Here is a 19343-nt window from a genome sequence, read left to right as displayed (position 1 = left end):
CCGCACGGGATGGGCGACTTCGAGTACGACGGGCTGTTCACCGCCGACAAGCCGGTGATCTTCGCCTACCACGGCTACCCCTGGCTCATCCACCGCCTCGCCTACCGCCGTGCCGGCCACCGGAACCTGCACGTCCGCGGCTACAAGGAGATCGGCACCACGACCACGCCGTTCGACATGGTCGTCCGCAACGACCTCGACCGCTACCGCCTCGTCATGGACGTCGTCGACCGCGTCCCCGGCCTCGCCGTGCGCGCCGCCGCGGTACGCCAGCGGATGGAGGACGCGCGACTGCGCCACCACGACTGGATCCGCGCCCACGGCACCGACCTTCCCGAGGTCGCCGACTGGACGTGGGACGGCTGAGGCGACGGCCCGGCCACCGCCGGCCAGGATGTCCGGCGAGGATGTCCGGCCAGGGCGCACGGGCCGGGGCGGACGGCGCAGGGGACGGGGCAGACACCGGGCCGTCGTGCGCCCTGGCACGCTGCCGCGCCCGGTGCCTACAGTGGTCGGCCGGCCCCGCACACGGATCCCCGGGGCCCGCCCCACATCCCTGGTCACCGGCCGTCCGGCCCGGCGCCCGTCCGGGCCCCGGCGACGGCCCGCACACCGGCGCCGCTTCCGCGGCGACGGGTGCACGACCACCCGCGCGACAGGCACCATCCGTGACACCGCTCGGGCCGTGCGAGGGCCGTCCGCGGTACGAGCGCGCGTCGTGAGCCCGAGAGGCCTGGAGGCCGCTGTGTCCCGACCGTGCATCGCCCTGATCGCCGATCCCACCTCTCCCGAGGGGTGCCGTGAGTACCTCGCCGACGCCGTGGCACTGCTCACCGGCGCGCCGCCCGTCCGGGTCGACTCCCGACACTTCGCGACCGGCGGAACGGGGCGGGCGACCCGCCACCAGAACCGGTTACGGCTGCGGGTCCCCGAGGAGCGGCTCGACGTCGAACCCGACGTCGTCCTCCTCTACGAGATCCCGCCGCACCGCCGCCGGGCCCTCGCCGGATTCCAGGAACTCCTCGAAGCACACGGCGTGGTCACCCTGGCCGCCGGTCCCGACGCCTGGCGGACGGCGACCGAGAAGAACCTGACCGTCGAACGCTTCCGCCGGGACGGCATCGCCCAGATGGAGACCGTCGTGCTGTCCCGTCCCGCCGCGCAGGAGGCGGCCGACGCGTTCGAGCGGCTCGGCGGAGACACCTGGGCCAGGCCAGTCGTCGGCACCGGCGGCAACGACACCTTCCATGTCACCACTTCCGCCCAGCTGGAGGACGCCACCGCCTACTACGCCGAGCGCGGCACCGACTGGCTGCTCTCCCGCGACGCCGGCAACCTGACCGTCGACGGCAGACGCCATCAGTTCCGCGTCTTCGTCCTCGGCGACCGCGTCGTGCACGCCCGTGAGCACCTCCAGCCCGAGACCGACACCCCCTGCAACACCTGCCAGGGCGCGACCGCCGTGCACATCGCCCCGCCGGACCTGGATCCCCGGCTGGCCGAGCTCGCCGTCGCCGCCACCGCCTCGGTCGGGCTGCCCTTCGCCGGCGTCGACCTGGCCGTGGAGCACGGGGGTGTCGTCTTCGAGGTCAACGTCCAGCCGGCCTTCGTCGACGGGGAGCGCGAACTGCACGCGGTGGCCGTGCCCTACGTCCAGGCGCACCTCGACGCCCTCGACTGGGGCTGCGGCGGCCCGCCCCGGGGGCTCACAGCCTCAGCGTGAACCACGTCGTCTTGCCCTCGTCCGTCGGCCGCACGCCCCAGCTGGCGGCGAGGGCGCGGACCAGGAGCAGACCGCGGCCCGACTCCTCGTCCTCGACCGCCGAACGCGGCTGGGGAAGCTGCGCGCTGCCGTCGCTCACCTCCACCGTCAGGTCGGTCGCCGTCCGGTGCAGGTGCAGACCCACCGGCCCCGTGGCGTGCTGGACGGCGTTGGTCAGCGTCTCCGACAGCAGCAGGAGGGCGTCGGCGGCGTTGTCCGCGCAGTTCCAGGAGGTCAGCGCCTTGTGCAGAAATGCACGCCCCTCCGGCACCGAGGCCGGGACGGCCGGGAGGTGGGTGGTGACGGTGGCCAGCGGAGCGGCCGGGAGCTGCGCGAGCAGCAGGGTCACGTCGTCGTTGTGGCTGTCGGCGTCCAGCAGCAGACCGGCGAGGACATGGTCCGCGGCGGCCTCCAGACAGGGTGTGCCGACGAACAGGTCGTCCAGCAGCACGCTCAGTTCCCCGATGCGCACCTCGATGTCGCAGCCCGGCGTCTCGATCAGGCCGTCGGTGTAGAGCACGAGCGTCGCGCCCGGCGGTATCTCCGAACTGGACTGCTCGTACAGCACGTCGCCCACGCCGAGCGGGGCGTTCACCGGACAGGGCAGGGCGCTGATCCCCTCGCCCGTCCCGGCCACCAGAACGGGCAGATGCCCTGCCGAGCAGACCGTCACCGTGCCCGCGTCCGGGGCGATCACCAGATAGCAGCAGGTGACGAGCTGGTCGGGCACGTCGAGGTCGGCGACACAGGTGTCCAGCGCCCGCATCAGCTGCCGCGGCTGCATCCCGGTCTTCGCCAGCGCGTGCGCCGCCGACCTCAACTGGCCCATCACCGCGGCCGCTTCCAGTCCGCGGCCCATGACGTCGCCTATGAGCACACCGACCCGGTCGGCGCCCAGCGGAATCAGGTCGAACCAGTCGCCGCCCACGCCGGCGCCCTGGGTCGCCGGCCGGTAGCGGCTTGCGGTGGCCAGCCCCGGCAGCGCGGGGGGCGTCCCCATGAGACTGCGCTGCAGCGTCAGCGCGATGTGCCGCTGCTGCTCGTACAGTGCGGTGAGCTCGGCCTCCGCGCGCTTGCGGTCGCTGATGTCGCGCACGATCGCGCAGGCCCCGACCACCGTGCCGTTCGTGTCGCGGGTCGGCCACAGCGTCACGTCGACGTCCAGCAGCTGCCCGGCGGCCGTCAGCCGCAGCGTCTCGTAGTGCTCGACCTTCTCGGCGTGCCGCAGCCGCTTGAGCAGCTCGCTGACCTCCCCGCGCCGCTCCGGCGGGGCCAGCATGGACACGTGGCGGCCGATGGCCTCCTCGGCGGTGTACCCGTACAGGCGCTGAGCGGCCGCGTTCCAGTAGGTGATGTACCCGTTGAGTGTCTTGGCGAGAATCGCGTCCTGTGAGGACTCCACCAGGGCGGCGAGTTCGTTGATGCGCGCCTCGGCCGCCTTGCGGTCGCTGACGTCGCGCACGGCCGCGGAGACCAGCAGGCCGTCCGGCGTCTCCAGCGGGCTCAGGCTGATCTCGACGGGGAACTCCGTGCCGTCCTTGCGGAGCCCGTGCAGTTCGAGACCCGCGCCCATCGGGCGCACCTGCCGGTTGGTCGTGTACCCGCTCCGGTGCGCGGTGTGCTGGCTGTGGAACCGGTGCGGGATCAGCAACTCGACCGGGCGGCCGAGCAGTTCCTCACGGCCGTGCCCGAACAGGGCCTCGGTCTGGGCGTTGACGAGCCGGATGGCGCCCGTGTCGTCGACGATGACCATGGCGTCCGGCGCCGCCTCGAGCAGGCCCCGGAACCGCTCCTCCGCCCCGCCGACGGCGTCCTGCGCCGGCTGGCAGGTGCACCGTTTTTTCTGCCCAGCCGCCTCTGGGAAGCCTTGCTGTGCGCCCTTCCCCTCCCTCTTCGCGTCCTGCTTCGCGCCTTGTTGCGCAGCGCCCGCCCCCGCCTTCGCGCGCCGCGCCGGTACCGCCCGCATCACGCCGGCCATCTTCCACCTCATCCCGCACGACGAATCAGGCCATCTCAGCGCCTCCGGCCCGGCCTCGCGGCGGGTTGTCGTTTACTGTCCGTCCCCTGTTCGAACCTGAACGCCACCGGACCCATCAGTATTCGAGAAGCGGCTGAGCCCGGCCCGTGGATAGCGTGGCGTCGGACGGCCGACGGCCGGCGGCAGGACGGACCGGCCGGGCATCGCACCGGCCGGGCAACGGGGGAGCACGCACGTGATCCCCGGCGAGTCGAGGGAGAGACGATGAGCATGGCCAGGAGGACGGACGCGCGGTCGTCCGCGTCCCACGTCGCGGACAGCCACGACCTGATCAGGGTGCACGGCGCGCGCGAGAACAACCTCAAGGACGTGAGCATCGAGATTCCCAAGCGCCGGCTGACGGTGTTCACCGGCGTCTCGGGCTCGGGCAAGAGCTCGCTCGTCTTCGACACGATCGCCGCCGAGTCGCAGCGGCTGATCAACGAGACCTACAGCGCCTTCGTGCAGGGCTTCATGCCGAACCTGGCCCGCCCCGAGGTCGACGTGCTCGACGGGCTCACGACCGCCATCATCGTGGACCAGCAGCGGCTGGGGTCCGACCCGCGATCCACCGTGGGCACCGCCACCGACGCCAACGCGATGCTGCGCATCCTCTTCAGCAGACTGGGCGAGCCGCACATCGGCCCGCCCGGCGCCTACTCCTTCAACACCGCGTCGGTACGGGCGAGCGGTGCGATCACCGTGGAGCGCGGCAACAAGAAGGCGGTCAAGGCGACCTTCTCCCGCACCGGCGGCATGTGCACCCGCTGCGAGGGCCGGGGCACCGTCTCCGACATCGATCTGACCCAGCTCTACGACGACGCCAAGTCCCTCAACGAGGGCGCGCTGACGGTCCCCGGCTACAGCATGGAGGGCTGGTACGGCCGCATCTTCTCCGGCTGCGGCTTCTTCGACCCGGACAAGCCGATCCGCAGGTTCACGAAGAAGGAGCTGCACGACCTCCTCCACAAGGAACCGACCAAGATCAAGGTGGACGGCATCAACCTCACCTACGAGGGCCTGATCCCCAAGATCCAGAAGTCGATGCTGTCCAAGGACATCGATGCGTTGCAGCCGCACATCCGTGCGTTCGTGGAACGGGCCATGACGTTCACCGTCTGCCCCGAGTGCGACGGCACGCGGCTGAGCGAGGGAGCCCGGGCGTCGAAGATCGGCGGGGTGAGCATCGCCGACGCCTGCGCGATGCAGATCAGCGACCTGGCCGAGTGGGTCCGCGGCGTCGAGGAGCCGTCGGTGGCCCCGCTGCTCACCGCGCTGCAGCACACGCTGGACTCCTTCGCGGAGATCGGCCTCGGCTATCTCTCGCTCGAACGGCCCTCGGGCACGCTCTCGGGCGGTGAGGCGCAGCGCGTCAAGATGATCCGCCATCTCGGTTCCTCGCTGACCGACGTCACCTACGTCTTCGACGAGCCCACGACCGGTCTGCACCCGCATGACATCAGCCGGATGAACAACCTGCTGCTGCGCCTGCGCGACAAGGGCAACACGGTGTTGGTCGTGGAGCACAAGCCGCAGACCATCGCCATCGCCGACCACGTCGTCGACCTCGGCCCCGGCGCGGGCACGGCGGGCGGCAGCGTCTGCTTCGAGGGCACCGTGGAGGGGCTGCGGGCCGGCGGCACCGTCACCGGCCGCCACCTCGACGACCGGGCGGCGGTCAAGGAGACGGTGCGCAAGCCCACCGGCGCGCTGGAGGTCCGGGGCGCGTCGGCGCACAACCTCCAGGACGTCGACGTCGACATCCCGCTCGGGGTGCTGGTCGTGGTCACCGGTGTGGCCGGCTCCGGCAAGAGCTCACTCGTGCACGGGTCGATCCCGCCCGGGGAGGGGGTGGTGGCGGTCGACCAGGGGGCGATCCGCGGCTCCCGGCGCAGCAACCCGGCCACGTACACCGGACTGCTCGACCCCATCCGCAAGGCGTTCGCGAAGGTGAATGGCGTGAAGCCGGCGTTGTTCAGCGCCAACTCCGAGGGGGCCTGTCCCACGTGCAACGGCGCAGGCGTCGTCTACACCGACCTGGCGATGATGGCGGGCGTCGCCACGACGTGCGAGGAGTGCGAGGGGAAGCGGTTCCAGGCGTCGGTGCTGGAGTACCGTCTCGGCGGCCGCGACATCAGTGAGGTGCTGGCGATGTCGGTGACCGAGGCCGAGGAGTTCTTCGCCACGGGCGAGGCGGTCACGCCGGCCGCGCACCGCGTCCTGCGGCGGCTCGCCGACGTCGGTCTCGGCTACGTCAGCCTCGGCCAGCCCCTCACCACACTCTCCGGCGGTGAGCGGCAGCGGCTCAAGCTGGCCACGCACATGGCCGACAAGGGCGGCGTCTACGTCCTCGACGAGCCGACCACCGGTCTCCACCTGGCCGACGTCGAGCAGCTGCTCGGCCTGCTCGACCGGCTGGTCGACGCCGGGAAGTCGGTCGTCGTGGTCGAGCACCACCCGGCGGTGATGGCGCACGCCGACTGGATCATCGACCTCGGCCCCGGAGCCGGTCACGACGGTGGCCGCATCGTCTTCGAGGGCACCCCCGCCGACCTCGTCGCCGCCCGTTCCACCCTCACCGGCGAGCACCTGGCGGACTACGTCGGCGCCTGACGCCCCGGGCGGCGCCGCCGCTCCCGAAGGCGCCGCCCCCGCCCCCTGGAGGGAGGGGGCGGCGCGCCACGTCAGTGCGCGCCGAGTCCTCCGCCGCCGAACGAGCCGCTGCTGCCGCGGCTCCAGCGCGGCCGTTTCTGGTCCGAGCTGGCTCTGGTCTGCATGTTGGTCAGCTCGTAGGGGGTCAGGGGGCGCCCGCCGTCCGGCGTCCGCGGGACCTCCTCGGGCTCCCGGTACTCGCGGATCTCGCGCACCGCCCCGCCGGGCGGAAGGTGCGGCTGTTCGTCGGGGCGCGGCCGATCCGACTCGCGCGACTTGATGCGCGCGCCCAGCCAGAAGCTCCCGCCGAGAACGATCACGAGGAGCACCGGGACCATGAACAACCCGAGGCTGAGCAGGCCGCTCGTGGCGGCCAGCTGCTGGCTTGCGGTAGTCATATCAGGAAAATACCCCTGAAACAGACAGCAAACCGAACTTTCCGCTTCCGGTTCGCGGTTGCCCTCGCGCCCCCTGTGCCCCTCGCGCTCCTTTCCTGGTGCTCCGCGTGCCCGGCGCGCTCCGATCCCCGCCGTCCGCATGGCCGGCGGACGGTTTGGCCCGGCGCGCACCGGCTACCCGCTCAGACGTGACTTCGACGACATCCCAGCAGGAGCTCTTCCGGTTCCTGGAGGACCGCTTCGCCTGCGCCCAGGCGTGCGCCGAGTGTGCGCAGGCGTGTGCGTTGCGTGCGAGCCTCGTGGACCCGGACGGAACCGACCGGCAGGCGCTGGTGCGCCGCAAGGGCATCATGTGCGCGGAGGTCTGCGACGCGACCTGCCGCGTGCTGTCCGAGGAGAACCGGATGGACGAGGACGGCATCCGCGCCCAGTTGGAGTGGTGCCGCACCGTCTGCCTGGAGTGCGCGCACGCCTTCGACGGGCACCCCGGCGCCGAGGAGGGTGCGGCGGCCTGCCGGGCGTGCGCGCAGGCCTGCACGGAGTTCATCGCGACGCTGAACTGAGCCGGCCGCGCCGCCGCCGGAGCTCCGTGGCTTTGCGCCGCCCCTGTGCATTCCCAATTTCTGCAACACGTTCTACGGTGTGCGCCGTCAGGACACCGGCCTTGGGAGCCAGGAGGCGCCGTGCACCTCGACCACACGCCCGAGCAACTGCGGCTGCGCACGGAACTGCGCGCCTACTTCGCCGAGTTGGTGCCGGACAACGCCTACGCCCGGCACTCCGACCCGGTCGGCGCGAAGGCCTTCTACCGCGCCACCATCCGCCGCCTCGGCGCCGACGGCTGGCTCGGCGTCGGCTGGCCGCAGGAGTACGGCGGCCGCGGCCTGACCCCGATCGAGCAGTTCGTGTTCTTCGACGAGGCCGCCCAGGCCGGCGTACCGCTGCCCCTGATGGCGCTGAACACCGTCGGGCCGACGATCATGCGGTACGGCACCGACGAGCAGAAGGCGTACTTCCTGCCGAAGATCCTCGCCGGGGAGATCGACTTCGCCATCGGCTACAGCGAACCCGACGCGGGCACCGACCTCGCAGCCCTCAAGACCCGCGCGGTACGCGACGGCGACGCCTACGTCGTCAACGGGCAGAAGATCTGGACGACCAACGGCGACACCGCCGACTGGGTGTGGCTCGCCGTGCGCACCGACCCCGAGGCCCCGCCGCACAAGGGCATCTCCATGCTCCTCGTGCCGACCACCGACCCCGGCTACTCCTGCACCGTCATCCGCACACTCGCCTCCCACGACACCACCGCCAGCTACTACGAGAACATCCGCGTCCCCGTCTCCCGGCGCGTCGGCGCGGAGAACCAGGGCTGGCGCCTGATCACCAACCAGCTCAACCACGAGCGCGTCACCCTCGCCGCGCACGGCACCATGGCCATCCGCGCCCTGCACGACGTGCAGCGCTGGGCGGCCGAGACCAAGCTCGTCGACGGCCGCCGTGTCATCGACCTGGCCTGGGTGCGCCGCCGGCTGGCCCAGACCCATGTGAAGCTCGACGCCCTCAAGCTCCTCAACTGGCAGATGGTCACAGCCCTGCAGAACGGCACCCTCACCCCGCAGGACGCCTCCGCCGTGAAGGTCTACGGCTCCGAGGCCCGCCGCGACGCCTACGCCTGGCTCATGGAGGTCGTCGCCGTGCCCGGAACGCTCCAGGAGGGCTCCGCGGGCGCGGTGCTCCACGGCGAACTGGAACGCGGCTACCGCTCGGCCGTGATCTTCACCTTCGGCGGCGGCAACAACGAGATCCAGCGCGAGATCATCTCGTGGATCGGCCTGGGGATGCCCCGGGTGCGGCGCTAGGGCGGGTGGGACAATTCGGCTTCACCAGCAGGTCTCGCGCGGCGGGTCCGACAGCAGTGCGAGCGCCAACCGCCGTGCCCGCCACCGGGGTTCGACCCGAGCGAACCGTCCCGCGATCCGGCTCATCAGGCCCCCTGACTCCTCCTGCCGGCGGGCACGGTCTACGCTGTGACCGGTGGCCACCGCATGATCCTCAGTCCTCACACACCGATGATCAACGGTGGCCGCACCCGTCTCCACAGCGCGTCAGGGTCGGTCCGCCTGCCGTCCCGTGTCAGGAGGACATGTGCAACGCGGCGACGTCTGGTGGGTCGAGTTCGACGAACGGCGGCCGGTCGTGCTGCTCTCGGGAGACGACGCGTCCGGGATCCGGGTGATGCAGGTCGTCGCCCCGGCGGGCGTCGACATCAGCGGCCTGGGCATCGAGGTGGCAGTGGGTGCCGCGGAAGGACTGCCCGTCGAAGGCGTGCTGCGGTTCGGTTTCCCGTATCCGGGCTCCACCCCTTGCACGTGGCTGACCACGGTGTCCCGGGACGACCTGATCGAGCGGGCGGGCGTCCTGTCCTCCGCGAAGCTCGGCGAGATCGAGGACGCCCTCCGTCTCGCCGGACAGAAGAAGGAATGGACCCCGGCGACTACCGCGAAGCTCAGCGCAATGAGGGACGCCCTCCGTCGAGGTGAGCTCGGGTAGACGGAGAAGGGACGGCACCCCACCCCCGCGCCCGAGCGATCAGGCCTCGTGCCGGCACAGTTCAGTCGGGAACGGTCACCAGGACGCGACCTCGGCCGCCGGCGTCGACACGGTCTTGGGCCTGGGCGATCTCCTCCAGCGGGTACACGTCGCCGATGGCGACGGTGAGCACGCCGACCGCGGCTGCGGCGGTGAGGTCGCGGGCCGCCTGCCGTTTCGCCGTTTCGGTGAAGTCGTCGCTGCCGAGCATGCGCAGCGTGACGTTGTTGAACAGCATGGGCCAGAAGGGAAGTCGGGGCCGGTCGTCCCGGGTGGCGTAGGCGGCGATCACCGCGCCGTTGGCGGCGACGGCGTTGTCCAGGTCCGCATTGTCGGACAGAGCCACCTCGACGATCCGGTGCACGCCGTCGGGAGCGTGCGCGCGGATCGCGGCGGCGGGGTCGTCCCCATCGAGCGCCACGGCGTGGGAGACCACGGCGGGGTCGAGGCGGTTCAGGTCGCTGCCATGGCGCACGGTCCCGATCACCGTCGCGCCGCCCCACCGGGCGAGCTGCGCGGCCAGGAAGCCGACGCCGCCGAGCACCCCGTGCACGAGCACGAGCTGTCCGTCGACGGGGCCGTCGCTGAACACGGTGCGGTGGGCGGTGATCCCCGGGATGCCCAGTGCGGCGCCGAGTTCGTCGCTGAGGTGGTCGGGCAGCGGGACGGCCAGATCCGCAGGCACGACGGTGTACTGGGCTGCGGTGCCGAAGGGGCGGTAGGACTGGGCGCCGTACACCCATACCCGCTGCCCCACGCGGTGGGCGTCGACTCCGTCGCCCACCGCGTCGATGACTCCCGCGGCATCGCTGTGCGGGATCACCCGCGGGTACGGCATCGAGGAGCCGAGCCAGCCGCGCCGCTTCTTGGTGTCGCCGGGGTTGACGCCCGAAACGGTGACGCGGACGCGGACCTCGCCGGGGCCGGCGGCGGGGTCGGGTAGTTCGCCGACGTGCAGGACATCGGCGGCAGGGCCCTGTTCGTCGTACCAGGATGCAAGCATGGACGTACCTCCATGGCGGGTCAGCTCGCGGGTTCGTCGAGCGGAAAGGGAGTGCTCCTGGGCGGCTCGTCACCGTCCAGAACAGCGTGCAGCCAGGCGCGTTCGGCGCTGCTGACGGCACGGGCGGTGAGCATCATGCCGCGCCGGTAGGGGTCGGCCACCTCCTCGGCCCGCAGCGGCCTGTCACCGTCGTAGAAGAAGCTCGCCGGCTCCTCCAGGAACTCAAGCCGTCTGCGCAGCACCGCGTGTTGTTCGGACACCTCGGGCAGGTGCGAGAGGAAGGCCAGGATGGTGAAGAAGCGGGTGAAGTCGGTGATCTCGTGATCGGCCGGCCTGCGCAGCCGCTTCAGCAGTTCGGTGCGCCCGGCGCCGGTCAGGCTCACCACGTACCGCGCTGGGCCCGCCCCCGGGTCGGCGCGCCGCTCCAGCAGGCCCGCCTTGGTGAGACGGCTGATCGCCGGATACAGACTGCCGTCGCTGACCGGCCGCGTGTACCCGGTCAGCTGCGAAACCCGCCGGCGCAGCTCGTGCCCGGGCAGAGCACCCCCGGCCAGGAAGCCCAGTATCGCCAGTTCGAGCATGCCCTCAGCGTCCCCCAATCGCATCGAAACGATGTACACATCGAATCGATGTTACCTTGGGTCGGAATGCCACCGCCATGAGGAGAGAAACGTGCCGCTCGAAGCCGTGAAGTCGGTGATGAACCGCTTCGTCGAGTTCATCAACACTGCCGATGAGGATCTCGGCCGCCAGGTCGTCTCTGCCGACGCGGTGTTCCACGCACCGATTCATCCGGAGCCGCTTCGAGGCCCCGAGGGCTACCTGGAGGTCATCGGCATGATGCGCAGTGGATTCCCGGACGTGCAGTGGACCCTGGAGGAGTTGATCGGGGAAGGCGACACGGTGGCTGCACGGTTCACCATGCGCGGCACGCACGACGGTGAGTTCTTCGGCATCCCCGCAAGCGGCAACAAGGTCTCGGTGCAGGCCATGAACTTCTACTACCTGGCCGACGGCCGGATCGTCGGCGAACGAGGCCAGCCCGACCTCCTCGGAGTCATGCAGCAGATCGGTGCCGTACCGGCACCGTGAAGCAGGCCACAGGCGCGGCGCCGGTGCCTCTGACGTGCGCGGAGTGACACTCGATCTGGTGCCACGAACAGCGGCGCCATGCGTTCGGCGCAGGCGGTGACGTAACAGGCGGAGCGCCTCGGCGCCCCCGTCGTGAAGCGCCTCCGCCACGGCCCCCTCCACCGATGTCTCCACGTCCCGCCCTCACCCCGTTCGAACAGACGGACAGGCTGCACAGCGGCCTGAGGGCCGCAGCTTACTGGCGCAGCCGCCGTCGGCAGGGCCTTCATGACCGCCGATGGCGGCCACCCGGGCATCGGACCGGTCGTCCCGCGCCGCCGCGAGCGCGGTCAGGCCGGGACGCCTCAGGCGAAGTCCTCTGCGGTGATGGCGTCGGGATGGCCGGACGGCCACTCCACGCCGAATCGGATGGTGCATCCTGGCATCCCTCTGTCCTCCATGACGCTGGAGCCGGCGTTTCCGGATCCCCCGACGGGGCGGGATCGTCACAGGGAAGACTCCAGGCGACCGGCAGACTCATCGGCCCGGCACGCCCGCCCCGCTGCCGGGCTCGCAGGGCAGGGGCCATGACCCGTCGGCGGTCACCGGAAGAGACGGTCGAGGTAGTAGTCGATGGCAGCGGTGGCCTGTTCGGGGGTACGCAGGCCCAGGACGACGGGCGGACCCTGTGAGTCGGCGATGCCGAAGAGCAGTTCCGCCTCCACCTCGGGGTCGCGGTCCGGCGCGATGTCGCCGGCTTCCTGGGCCGTGCGGACGAGATCGGCGAGGAGCCGGTAGAGGCGGGGCAGACCGTCGACGTAGAGGGCGCGCAGTTTGGGGTTCGCCAGCATGCGGATGAGGTACTACCGGCGCCGCACTGGGCGCGGCCCTCCTCGTGGCGGTGACCGGCACAGCGGGTGCGGCGCAGACCTCGCCGGCGACGGCCGGGCGGCATCCGCACGCGCAGCCCGCCCACGCACAGCACCCCGAGGCCCGGTCGGAGACCGCCCGTACGCGCCAGGGCCGTCTGGAGGGGGTGACCGCCGACGGCGTCACCACCTATCGGGGCATCCCCTACGCGGCGCCGCCGGTCGGCCCGCTGCGCTGGCGACCCCCGGCCGCGCCACCCGTCTGGACCGGCACACGCACGGCGGCCGAGCCCGGACCGGCCTGCGCGCAGCCCGAGGCGCCGGACTCCGCGGAGGACTGCCTGTACCTCAACGTCACCGCGCCCGCCGATGGTTCGGACCGCGCGGTGCCGCGGCCGGTCGTGGTCTGGTTGCACGGCGGGGCCTTCAGCTCGGGCTCCGGGGACCAGTACGACGCCACCAGGATGGCCCGGCAGGGCGACGTCATGGTGGTGACCGTCAACTCGCGCCTGGGCGCCCTGGGCTTCTTCGCCCATCCGGACCTGCCCGACTCCGGGGCTTTCGGCCTGCAGGACCAGCAGGCGGCGCTGCGCTGGGTACGGGACAACGCCGCCGCGTTCGGCGGTGATCCCGGCAACGTCACGCTCATGGGCGAGTCATCCGGAGGCGCGAGCGTGTGCGCCCAGCTCACCTCGCCCACGGCCGCCGGACTTTTCCACCGCGCGGTCGTCCAAAGCGGCTCCTGCCTGCAGAACTGGCCCAAGAACACGCTCGCGCCCGGCGATCCCGCCGCCGCCTATTTCGCCCACCGGGACGAGCTGACCGCCAAGGGCCGCGGCGCTCTGGGCTGCCGCACCCTGAAGTGCCTGCGCGCCAAGCCCGTCAGGGACGTGCTGTCCCTCAACGGGCGCTTCCACCAGCCCGCCTACGGGACGAGTGTCCTGCCCCGCTCTCCGGCCCGCGAGCTCGCCGCCGGCAACTTCCTTCGCGTGCCCGTCCTGCAGGGCAACACCCGTGACGAACACCGGCTGTTCGCCGCCCTGTTCACGCTGGACGGGCCGATCACGGCGGCGGACTACCGCAGCCTGCTCACCGAGACCTACGGCCGGCGGCAGGCGGCCCGCGTCGCCCGCGCGTACCCGCCCGGCGCGACGCCCGCACTGGCCTGGGCCCGGGTCGGCACCGACCGCGGCTGGGTGTGCCCCACGCTGGCCGCCGACCGGCTGCTGGCCAGGCATGTTCCGGTCTACAGCTACGAGTTCGCCGACCGCCGCCCACCCGCACCCGACCTGCACCCCGACTTCCCGCTGGGCGCCTACCACAGCGCGGAGCTGCCCTACCTGTTCGGCATGGGCGACCTGCGCCTCGACGACGGGCAGTCCGCCCTCTCCCGGCGCATGATCGCCGCGTGGACGGCGTTCGCCAGGACCGGCACGCCGGGCGACGACTGGCCGCCCTTCCCGTACACCCGGCGGCTGGCGCGGAACACGCTCTCCGGTGTGGACGCGGCGGCCGAACACCGCTGTGCCTTCTGGTCGCACGACTCCTGACGCCCGTCTTCCGCACCTCTCCCGCGGACCGTACGAACGAACCCCTCCGGAGGATCCCCATGAACGAGCTCGGCACTCCGCTCGCCGAGGCGGACTACATCGGCGCCACCGCCCACGAGTTGAGCGAGAAGCGAGCAGCGGCGAAGATCACCGCCGGCATCAGCCAGAAGACCCTCTTCCAGCGCCGCGGCCGGATCATCCTGCACCCCGGCCTGCTCGTGCTCACCGGCTGGTCCGACACCGGCGATCTCACCCTCACCCGCGCGGACGTCACCGCGGTGGCGACCCGCTTCACCCACGTCTACGGCCGCTTCCTCGGAGGCCTGCTGAACGCGGGCCGACCCCTCATCCTCAACACCGCCCACGCATCGGCCGGCGAGGTGTACCTGCTCGTCGACCACCGCGGCTTCCTGGAGACCACGGACGATCGGGCCTGGGCGGAGCGCATCGAGCGGTGGCGCCGCGGTTGAGGCCCCGGAGGAGGGAGGGCCCGCCCGGAGCGGCCGGTGGGGTGCCGTGGATCCGCAGGACATGGCTGCCCGCCGCCCGCCGCAGTCGGAGAGGGGTCAGGCGACGGCCGGCTGTTCGGCCGTGCGATGGGTCAGGGACCGGTTGTAGCGGCGCAGCAGGAGCAGGGCGGTGGCGGCGAGGCCGGTGAGGAGGCCGAGCCAGACGCCGAGGGTCTCCAGGTCGGCGAGGTGGCCGAGGAGCCAGGCGGCGGGCAGGCCGATCAGCCAGTAGCCGACGAGGGTGATGCGGAAGCCGCTTTTGGTGTCGTCGAGTCCGCGCAGCAGCCCGACGCCGATGTTCTGGGCGCAGTCGAAGAACTGCAGGACGGCCGCGACCAGCAGAAGGTTCGTGGCGATGTCCGTCGCGCTCGCCCCGTCGTGGCCCGACGGGTCGAGGAAGGGGCGCAGGACCAGGCCGGGGACGGTGAGGTAGACGACGCCGACCACCGCCATCACGGCTGCCGCGCAGGCCAGTGCCGTGTTCTTGATACGGCGGGCCGCGGCGATCCGGTCCAGGGCGAGTTCGCGGCTGACGTTGAGGGACGCTGCGTGGGACAGGCCGACGGCTATCTGGAAGACGATGTAGATCAGTTGGTTGACGGCGGTGTGGGCGGCCAGGGCGGCGCTGCCGAAGGTGCCGATCAGCAGGGCGACGACGGAGAAGAACCCGGCCTCGGAGCCGTAGGTGGCGGCGATGGGCAGGCCGAGACCGGTGAGCCTGCGCAGGGTGGCCGGGCCGGCCTGCCAGATGCGGATGTCCAGCAGCGGGGCGAGCCGGGGGTCGCGGCGCGCGGAGACGTACAGGGCCAGGCAGGTCAGGGCATACACGAGCGAGGTGGAGACGCCGATGCCGGGCAGGCCCAGTTCCGGCAGGATCCAGGTGCCGTGGATCAGGCTCCAGTTGAGGGCCGTGTTGACGGCGACCGAGGCGATGGTGATCCGGAGCAGGGCCTGGGGCCGGCGCATGCCGACCGTGAACTGACGGATCGTCTGGAACCACAGGCAGGGGACGAGGCCCGGTGCGAGCGTGACCAGGACCGGCCAGGCCGTGTCGACGACCTCGGGGTCCTGACCGAGGAAGGCGACGGCCTGCCCCAGGATCAGGATGACGACCGCGCCGAGGATGCCGGACAGTGTGGCCAGTGCGAGAGCGGCGCGGACGACGTCGCGGACCTCCTCGGTCGCCGCGTCGGTGAGTTCGTCGTCCTCGTCGGCCCGGGCGGAGGCGGCGGAGACCTGGTTGCCGACCGCCGTGACCATGCCGACGCCCATGGTGCGCAGCTGGTTGAAGACGACCAGCGCCAGGCCGCCGCCTGCCAGGGCTTCGGCGCCCATCAGTCCCATCATCACCGTGTCGGTGGTGGTGAGCGCGACCTGGGCGAGCTGGGTCAGGGCGAGCGGGACGGCCAGGGTCGCCAGGGCGCGGCTGTCGCGGAGCAGGGTGGTGAGCGGTGTCGGCATCGGTGTCAGTTCTCGCGGAGTGCGGTCAGCAGCTCGTCGATCTCGCGCTCGACGGCCGGGTCCATGAGGTCGTGCTCGTTCATCCAGTCGTCGTTGAAGACGGTGTCCATGTACTTCTCGCCTCCGTCGTTGACCAGCGCGACCATAGTCGTGCCCGGTGCCAGGGAGGACATCAGGGTCAGCGCCTCGTAGACGACACCGCCCGCGGAGCCGCCGACGAGGAGGCCCAGACGGCGGGCCAGGACTCGTGCCGCGGCGAACGCCTCGACGTCGCCGACCTTGGCACCCCGGTCCAGCAGGTCGTAGTCGACCATGGCGCCGATGGTGGCGCCCTCGGGGGTGCCGGTGCCGGACTGGTAGTAGTCGTGGGCGGGCGGGCCGAAGGCGATCGACCCCTTGGGCTCGACCCCGACGATCCGCACCCCGGGCACGGTCCTGCGCAGTTCGCCGCCGGTTCCGAAGAGTCCGCCGCCGGTCCCCACGGCGCCGATCAGTATGTCGACGCGGCCTTCCAGGGCGGCGTGCAGTTCGTGCGCCACAGCCCGGTAACCGTCGCCGTTGGCCGGGTTGTTGTGCTGTTCGGTGAAGTAGGCGTTGTCGCTCTCGGCGGCCAGCTTCTCGGCGAACTCCTCGCGGGCGGCCGTGGCCAGCTCCTCGTCGCCCTCCTCGGCGATGTAGACGAGTTCGGCGCCCAGGGCCTTCATGCCGCGCAGTTTGTCGGCGGCGGCGTGATGATCGACGACCGCGGTGAAGGTGTAGCCGCGCTCGGCCGCGATGACGGCGAGACCCAGGCCGGTGTTGCCGGAGGTGGACTCGACGATCCGGCCGCCGGGGCGCAGCAGGCCGCGGTCCTCGGCGTCGAGGACCATCTGCCGGGCCATGCGGATCTTCGCGGTGCCGGTGGGGTTGAACTGCTCGAGCTTGAGCAGCAGTCGGCTGCCGGTGGCGGTACGGCACAGCTCGAAGAGCGGGGTGTGGCCGATCAGGTCGGAGACCCGCTTGACCACGGCGGGACGCGAAAGCGCCTTGTCCATCGGATGGCTCCAGGTTTCGGGGAGGAGAGTCAGGCGAGTGGATGGCGGTCGAACCGCCAGCGGGTCGTGCCGCCGGCGTTGTCGAGGACGACCTTCGGGGGGAGCGGAAGTTCGTGGAAGGGGGACTCGTTGGAGTCCATCTGGTAGCCGGCGGTGTTGGGGTAGACGAGCAGGTCGCCGATGGCCGGGCGGCCGGGGAGGCGCACCTTGCGCCAGGTGACCATGTCGGACTCCAGGCAGGTGGCGCCGCCGACGCAGGCCGCGTACGGCTCGTCCCCCGCCGGACGAGAGGGCGCGGGCAGCAGCACCGGATCCGGCAGGTACTCGCTGTCGAACCACTGCTCGGACAGGCTGAGGCTGGTGCCGTCCACGGTGACGATGCCGTAGCCGTTGCGGTCCTTCACGCCCTGCACGCGGAACACCGTGCACCCGGCCCGGTCCAACAACGCCCGTCCGGGCTCCAGCAGGAGCTTCACCCCGGCCTCGCGCAGCCGCTCGGCCAGACCGTGCGCCCCGAGGACGGCCCGCAGGGCGTCCGCGCCCGCCACGGGCGAGTGGTACGGGTAGAAGTCCGCCGGGTCGAAGGACTTCCCCGCGTGGTAGTGCTCGGGCCGCTGCTCGGCCAGGAAGCGTTCCCAGTGCCCGGCGTCGGCGTAGTCGACGGCGAACCCGCCGCCGATGCTGATCCGGTCCGCCCGCAACCCCAGAGCGCGCGCCTTGAGGCACAAGTCGACCAGTTCACCGGCCAGTCGGGCGCGCGGCTCGGTGGCGTAGCCGGACAGGTGGAAGGAGAAGCCCTCCATCACGACGGCATCCGCGGCCTGCGCGCACCGGGTGAGGGCCGCCTCCAGTTCGCCGTCGTCCAGTCCGAAGCGGCTGTGCGGCTGGGCCGGCGGCAGCCGCCGCAGCAGCACGCGCGCCGGGCGGGCGACCGCCCGCGCCTGCGCCAGGACGCGCTCCAGCTCGTCGAGCGCGTCCACGGCGACGAGGGCGTCGTGCAGGACGGCCACCCGCAGCAGGTCCTCGGCCTTGGCCGGCCCGGTGACCACGACGTGCTCGCCGCGTACACCGTGGCCGAGGGCGTCCCGCAGCTCGCCGAGGCTGGCCACGTCCACGCCGGTGCCGGACAGGGCGGCGTGCTCCAGCCAGACGGCGGCCTTGTTGGCCTTCTTCGCGTAGTACACGCGGCCCTCGACACCGGCCTCGCGCAGGGCCTGCCGGAAGGCGGCCACGTTGGCGTCGAAGCGGTCGGGCAGGAGCAGGTGGAACGGGCCACCGATCGCGTACGACAATTCGTGGGGCAGCCCGCTGCCCAGGATCGCATCGAGCTGTGGGTCCGGGTGGGCGGGCAGCTGCGGGGCGGCCGTGGCGGTGTGCGTCACTTCCACAGCGACACCCGGGTCCCCAGGCCCTGTTCGACGGCCAGCTGCGCGAACCGGTGCCCGAGGGCGATGTCGGTGACGACCAGGCCGCTGTTGTAGGCGAAGATCCGCTCCTCGGCCGAGCGCCGGCCCTGCGCCCGGCCCGCCACGACGTCGGGGAACTCCGCGTCCACGGGCGGGAAGTCGCCGTCGGCGTCGGCCATGTCGGTGCCGGTGACCTTCATCTGCGCCTCGCTGGTGGCGATGACCCGGTCCGCCCGGTGGAGCGTGGAGGGGGCGATGCCGTGGCCGACGAGGATCGACAGGGCGCCGGGCTTCAGGTCGTCCGCCTCCACCGAGGCGGGCGTGTGCTGTCCGGCGGTGGCGACCACCACGTCGGCCTCGGCCGCGGCTGCCCGGGCGTCCTGGACGACCTCCACCTCCCTGCCGGGGAAGTGGTGGTGCAGTTGTGCGCGGACCGCGGCGAGACCGTCGGGATGGGTGCCGTAGACCATGAGCCGGTCCAGGTCCGGCAGGGTGGTGAGCAGGAACGGCAGGGCCAGCCGGCCCTGGGTCCCGGTGCCGATGACCAGCGCGCTGCGGCTTCCGGGTGCCGCCAGCCGACGGGCGAGGAGAGCGGACACGGCCGGCGTGCGCAGCGAGCCGATTCGGCCGCAGTCCATCATCGCGACCGGCAGTCCGGTGACGTCGTCGTAGAGGGTGAGGGTCGTGTAGTAGTGCTGCTCGTCGCGCGACTTGTCCAGGCCGTGCTTGTACGACGTCTTGACGGCGACGACCTCGCGGACGCCGTCGCGGCCCAGCATGGCGTACGAGACGGAGTGGCCGTCCTCGGGCTTCACGGTGAGTTTGCGCGGGTTGGCCGACTTGCCGTCGGCCAGGGTGCGGTACGCCTGCTCGACCACGCCGACGACGTCGGCGAGGGAGATGTCCAGGCCCGCGATGTCGCTGGTGCTGAGGATGCGCAGGCTCTTGCCGTCCGCGGATATGCCGGACGGGGTGTCGTCCGTGGGTGCGGGGGTGCCGGTCACGGCTGGTCCCTTCGT

17 protein-coding genes and 1 pseudogene are annotated in these 19343 nt (G+C 71.8%); 9 read left to right on the top strand and 9 right to left on the bottom strand.

Features of this window, described 5'->3' with window-relative positions:
• Window positions 1-366 (top strand): annotated as a pseudogene (locus tag ACH4ZA_RS23590) (phosphoketolase); the annotation flags it as partial.
• Between the two features lie 379 nt (window positions 367-745).
• Complete coding sequence (locus tag ACH4ZA_RS23585) at window positions 746-1723, top strand: RimK family alpha-L-glutamate ligase (protein ID WP_398431441.1); 978 nt, start codon at window positions 746-748, stop codon at window positions 1721-1723.
• Here ACH4ZA_RS23585 and ACH4ZA_RS23580 read toward each other — a convergent pair.
• On the bottom strand, window positions 1707-3740 hold the full coding sequence (locus tag ACH4ZA_RS23580; protein ID WP_398431440.1) for a PAS domain S-box protein: 2034 nt from the start codon (window positions 3738-3740) through the stop codon (window positions 1707-1709). The genes ACH4ZA_RS23585 and ACH4ZA_RS23580 overlap by 17 nt on opposite strands.
• 264 nt (window positions 3741-4004) lie before the next feature.
• Here ACH4ZA_RS23580 and ACH4ZA_RS23575 point away from each other — a divergent pair, with 264 nt between their 5' ends.
• The gene (locus ACH4ZA_RS23575) at window positions 4005-6392 is read left to right on the top strand and encodes an ATP-binding cassette domain-containing protein (protein WP_398431439.1); all 2388 of its coding nucleotides are present in this window, start codon (window positions 4005-4007) and stop codon (window positions 6390-6392) included.
• Window positions 6393-6463: 71 nt separating this feature from the next.
• On the opposite strand, the gene ACH4ZA_RS23570 is transcribed toward ACH4ZA_RS23575, so the two are convergent.
• Window positions 6464-6829, bottom strand: a complete 366-nt coding sequence (locus ACH4ZA_RS23570; RefSeq protein ID WP_398431438.1) for a DUF6479 family protein — start codon at window positions 6827-6829, stop codon at window positions 6464-6466.
• A gap of 188 nt (window positions 6830-7017) precedes the next feature.
• Between ACH4ZA_RS23570 and ACH4ZA_RS23565 the strand changes: the two genes are divergently transcribed.
• The 3 genes from ACH4ZA_RS23565 to ACH4ZA_RS23555 all read left to right on the top strand — a co-directional run bounded on the left by ACH4ZA_RS23565 (window position 7018) and on the right by ACH4ZA_RS23555 (window position 9382).
• Complete coding sequence (locus ACH4ZA_RS23565; RefSeq protein WP_398431437.1) at window positions 7018-7392, top strand: ferredoxin; 375 nt, start codon at window positions 7018-7020, stop codon at window positions 7390-7392.
• Between the two features lie 120 nt (window positions 7393-7512).
• Window positions 7513-8691, top strand: coding sequence for an acyl-CoA dehydrogenase family protein (locus tag ACH4ZA_RS23560; RefSeq protein WP_398431436.1), 1179 nt, complete (start codon window positions 7513-7515; stop codon window positions 8689-8691).
• A 286-nt stretch (window positions 8692-8977) separates the two neighbouring features.
• Complete coding sequence (locus tag ACH4ZA_RS23555) at window positions 8978-9382, top strand: type II toxin-antitoxin system PemK/MazF family toxin (RefSeq protein ID WP_398431435.1); 405 nt, start codon at window positions 8978-8980, stop codon at window positions 9380-9382.
• A gap of 61 nt (window positions 9383-9443) precedes the next feature.
• On the opposite strand, the gene ACH4ZA_RS23550 is transcribed toward ACH4ZA_RS23555, so the two are convergent.
• Both ACH4ZA_RS23550 and ACH4ZA_RS23545 read right to left on the bottom strand, forming a co-directional pair.
• Window positions 9444-10424 carry an NADPH:quinone reductase gene (locus ACH4ZA_RS23550; protein WP_398431434.1) on the bottom strand — a complete coding sequence of 327 codons (981 nt, stop codon included), beginning with the start codon at window positions 10422-10424 and terminating at the stop codon, window positions 9444-9446.
• A gap of 20 nt (window positions 10425-10444) precedes the next feature.
• Window positions 10445-11005 (bottom strand): PadR family transcriptional regulator, encoded by a 561-nt coding sequence (locus ACH4ZA_RS23545; protein WP_398431433.1) that lies wholly within the window; start codon window positions 11003-11005, stop codon window positions 10445-10447.
• 91 nt (window positions 11006-11096) lie between these two features.
• On the opposite strand from ACH4ZA_RS23545, the gene ACH4ZA_RS23540 reads away from it, so the two are divergent.
• Complete coding sequence (locus tag ACH4ZA_RS23540) at window positions 11097-11516, top strand: ester cyclase (protein WP_398431431.1); 420 nt, start codon at window positions 11097-11099, stop codon at window positions 11514-11516.
• A 581-nt stretch (window positions 11517-12097) separates the two neighbouring features.
• On the opposite strand, the gene ACH4ZA_RS23535 is transcribed toward ACH4ZA_RS23540, so the two are convergent.
• A complete protein-coding gene (locus tag ACH4ZA_RS23535; RefSeq protein ID WP_398431430.1) occupies window positions 12098-12346 on the bottom strand; it encodes a hypothetical protein in 249 nt (82 codons plus the stop codon).
• Between the two features lie 50 nt (window positions 12347-12396).
• Here ACH4ZA_RS23535 and ACH4ZA_RS23530 point away from each other — a divergent pair, with 50 nt between their 5' ends.
• Together ACH4ZA_RS23530 and ACH4ZA_RS23525 are read left to right on the top strand one after the other, a co-directional pair.
• Window positions 12397-13914 carry a carboxylesterase/lipase family protein gene (locus ACH4ZA_RS23530; RefSeq protein WP_398431429.1) on the top strand — a complete coding sequence of 506 codons (1518 nt, stop codon included), beginning with the start codon at window positions 12397-12399 and terminating at the stop codon, window positions 13912-13914.
• Between the two features lie 59 nt (window positions 13915-13973).
• On the top strand, window positions 13974-14384 hold the full coding sequence (locus ACH4ZA_RS23525; RefSeq protein ID WP_398431428.1) for a hypothetical protein: 411 nt from the start codon (window positions 13974-13976) through the stop codon (window positions 14382-14384).
• Between the two features lie 96 nt (window positions 14385-14480).
• Here the strand turns inward: ACH4ZA_RS23525 and ACH4ZA_RS23520 are convergent, their stop codons facing one another.
• From ACH4ZA_RS23520 to ACH4ZA_RS23505, 4 genes are read right to left on the bottom strand one after another with little or no spacing between them, the layout of a single operon-like run.
• Window positions 14481-15884, bottom strand: a complete 1404-nt coding sequence (locus ACH4ZA_RS23520) for an MATE family efflux transporter (protein WP_398431427.1) — start codon at window positions 15882-15884, stop codon at window positions 14481-14483.
• Between the two features lie 5 nt (window positions 15885-15889).
• Window positions 15890-16918 (bottom strand): cysteine synthase family protein, encoded by a 1029-nt coding sequence (locus ACH4ZA_RS23515; RefSeq protein ID WP_398431426.1) that lies wholly within the window; start codon window positions 16916-16918, stop codon window positions 15890-15892.
• A gap of 29 nt (window positions 16919-16947) precedes the next feature.
• Entirely contained in the window at window positions 16948-18300 is a 1353-nt protein-coding gene (locus tag ACH4ZA_RS23510; RefSeq protein WP_398431425.1) for a Y4yA family PLP-dependent enzyme, read from the bottom strand.
• Window positions 18297-19328: an ornithine cyclodeaminase family protein gene (locus tag ACH4ZA_RS23505; protein ID WP_398431424.1), complete on the bottom strand. Its 1032-nt coding sequence runs from the start codon at window positions 19326-19328 to the stop codon at window positions 18297-18299. The genes ACH4ZA_RS23510 and ACH4ZA_RS23505 overlap by 4 nt, the downstream gene beginning before the upstream one ends.
• Between the last annotated feature and the right edge of the window lie 15 nt (window positions 19329-19343).

Origin of the sequence: Streptomyces sp. NPDC020597 (genome assembly GCF_044335095.1) — a bacterium.
In the GTDB taxonomy this organism is placed as follows: Bacteria; Actinomycetota; Actinomycetes; order Streptomycetales; family Streptomycetaceae; genus Streptomyces.
Note: the sequence above shows the minus strand (reverse complement) of the source record. Positions and strands in the feature narration are given on the sequence as shown.

Bases quoted from the DNA above. Each gene is read 5' to 3' on its own strand.
- ACH4ZA_RS23580 (WP_398431440.1), bottom strand. From the start codon at position 3,740: ATGGCCGGCGTGATGCGGGCGGTACCGGCGCGGCGCGCGAAGGCGGGG.
- ACH4ZA_RS23575 (WP_398431439.1), top strand. From the start codon at position 4,005: ATGAGCATGGCCAGGAGGACGGACGCGCGGTCGTCCGCGTCCCACGTC.
- ACH4ZA_RS23570 (WP_398431438.1), bottom strand. From the start codon at position 6,829: ATGACTACCGCAAGCCAGCAGCTGGCCGCCACGAGCGGCCTGCTCAGC.
- ACH4ZA_RS23550 (WP_398431434.1), bottom strand. From the start codon at position 10,424: ATGCTTGCATCCTGGTACGACGAACAGGGCCCTGCCGCCGATGTCCTG.
- ACH4ZA_RS23545 (WP_398431433.1), bottom strand. From the start codon at position 11,005: ATGCTCGAACTGGCGATACTGGGCTTCCTGGCCGGGGGTGCTCTGCCC.
- ACH4ZA_RS23535 (WP_398431430.1), bottom strand. From the start codon at position 12,346: ATGCTGGCGAACCCCAAACTGCGCGCCCTCTACGTCGACGGTCTGCCC.
- ACH4ZA_RS23525 (WP_398431428.1), top strand. From the start codon at position 13,974: ATGAACGAGCTCGGCACTCCGCTCGCCGAGGCGGACTACATCGGCGCC.
- ACH4ZA_RS23520 (WP_398431427.1), bottom strand. From the start codon at position 15,884: ATGCCGACACCGCTCACCACCCTGCTCCGCGACAGCCGCGCCCTGGCG.
- ACH4ZA_RS23515 (WP_398431426.1), bottom strand. From the start codon at position 16,918: ATGGACAAGGCGCTTTCGCGTCCCGCCGTGGTCAAGCGGGTCTCCGAC.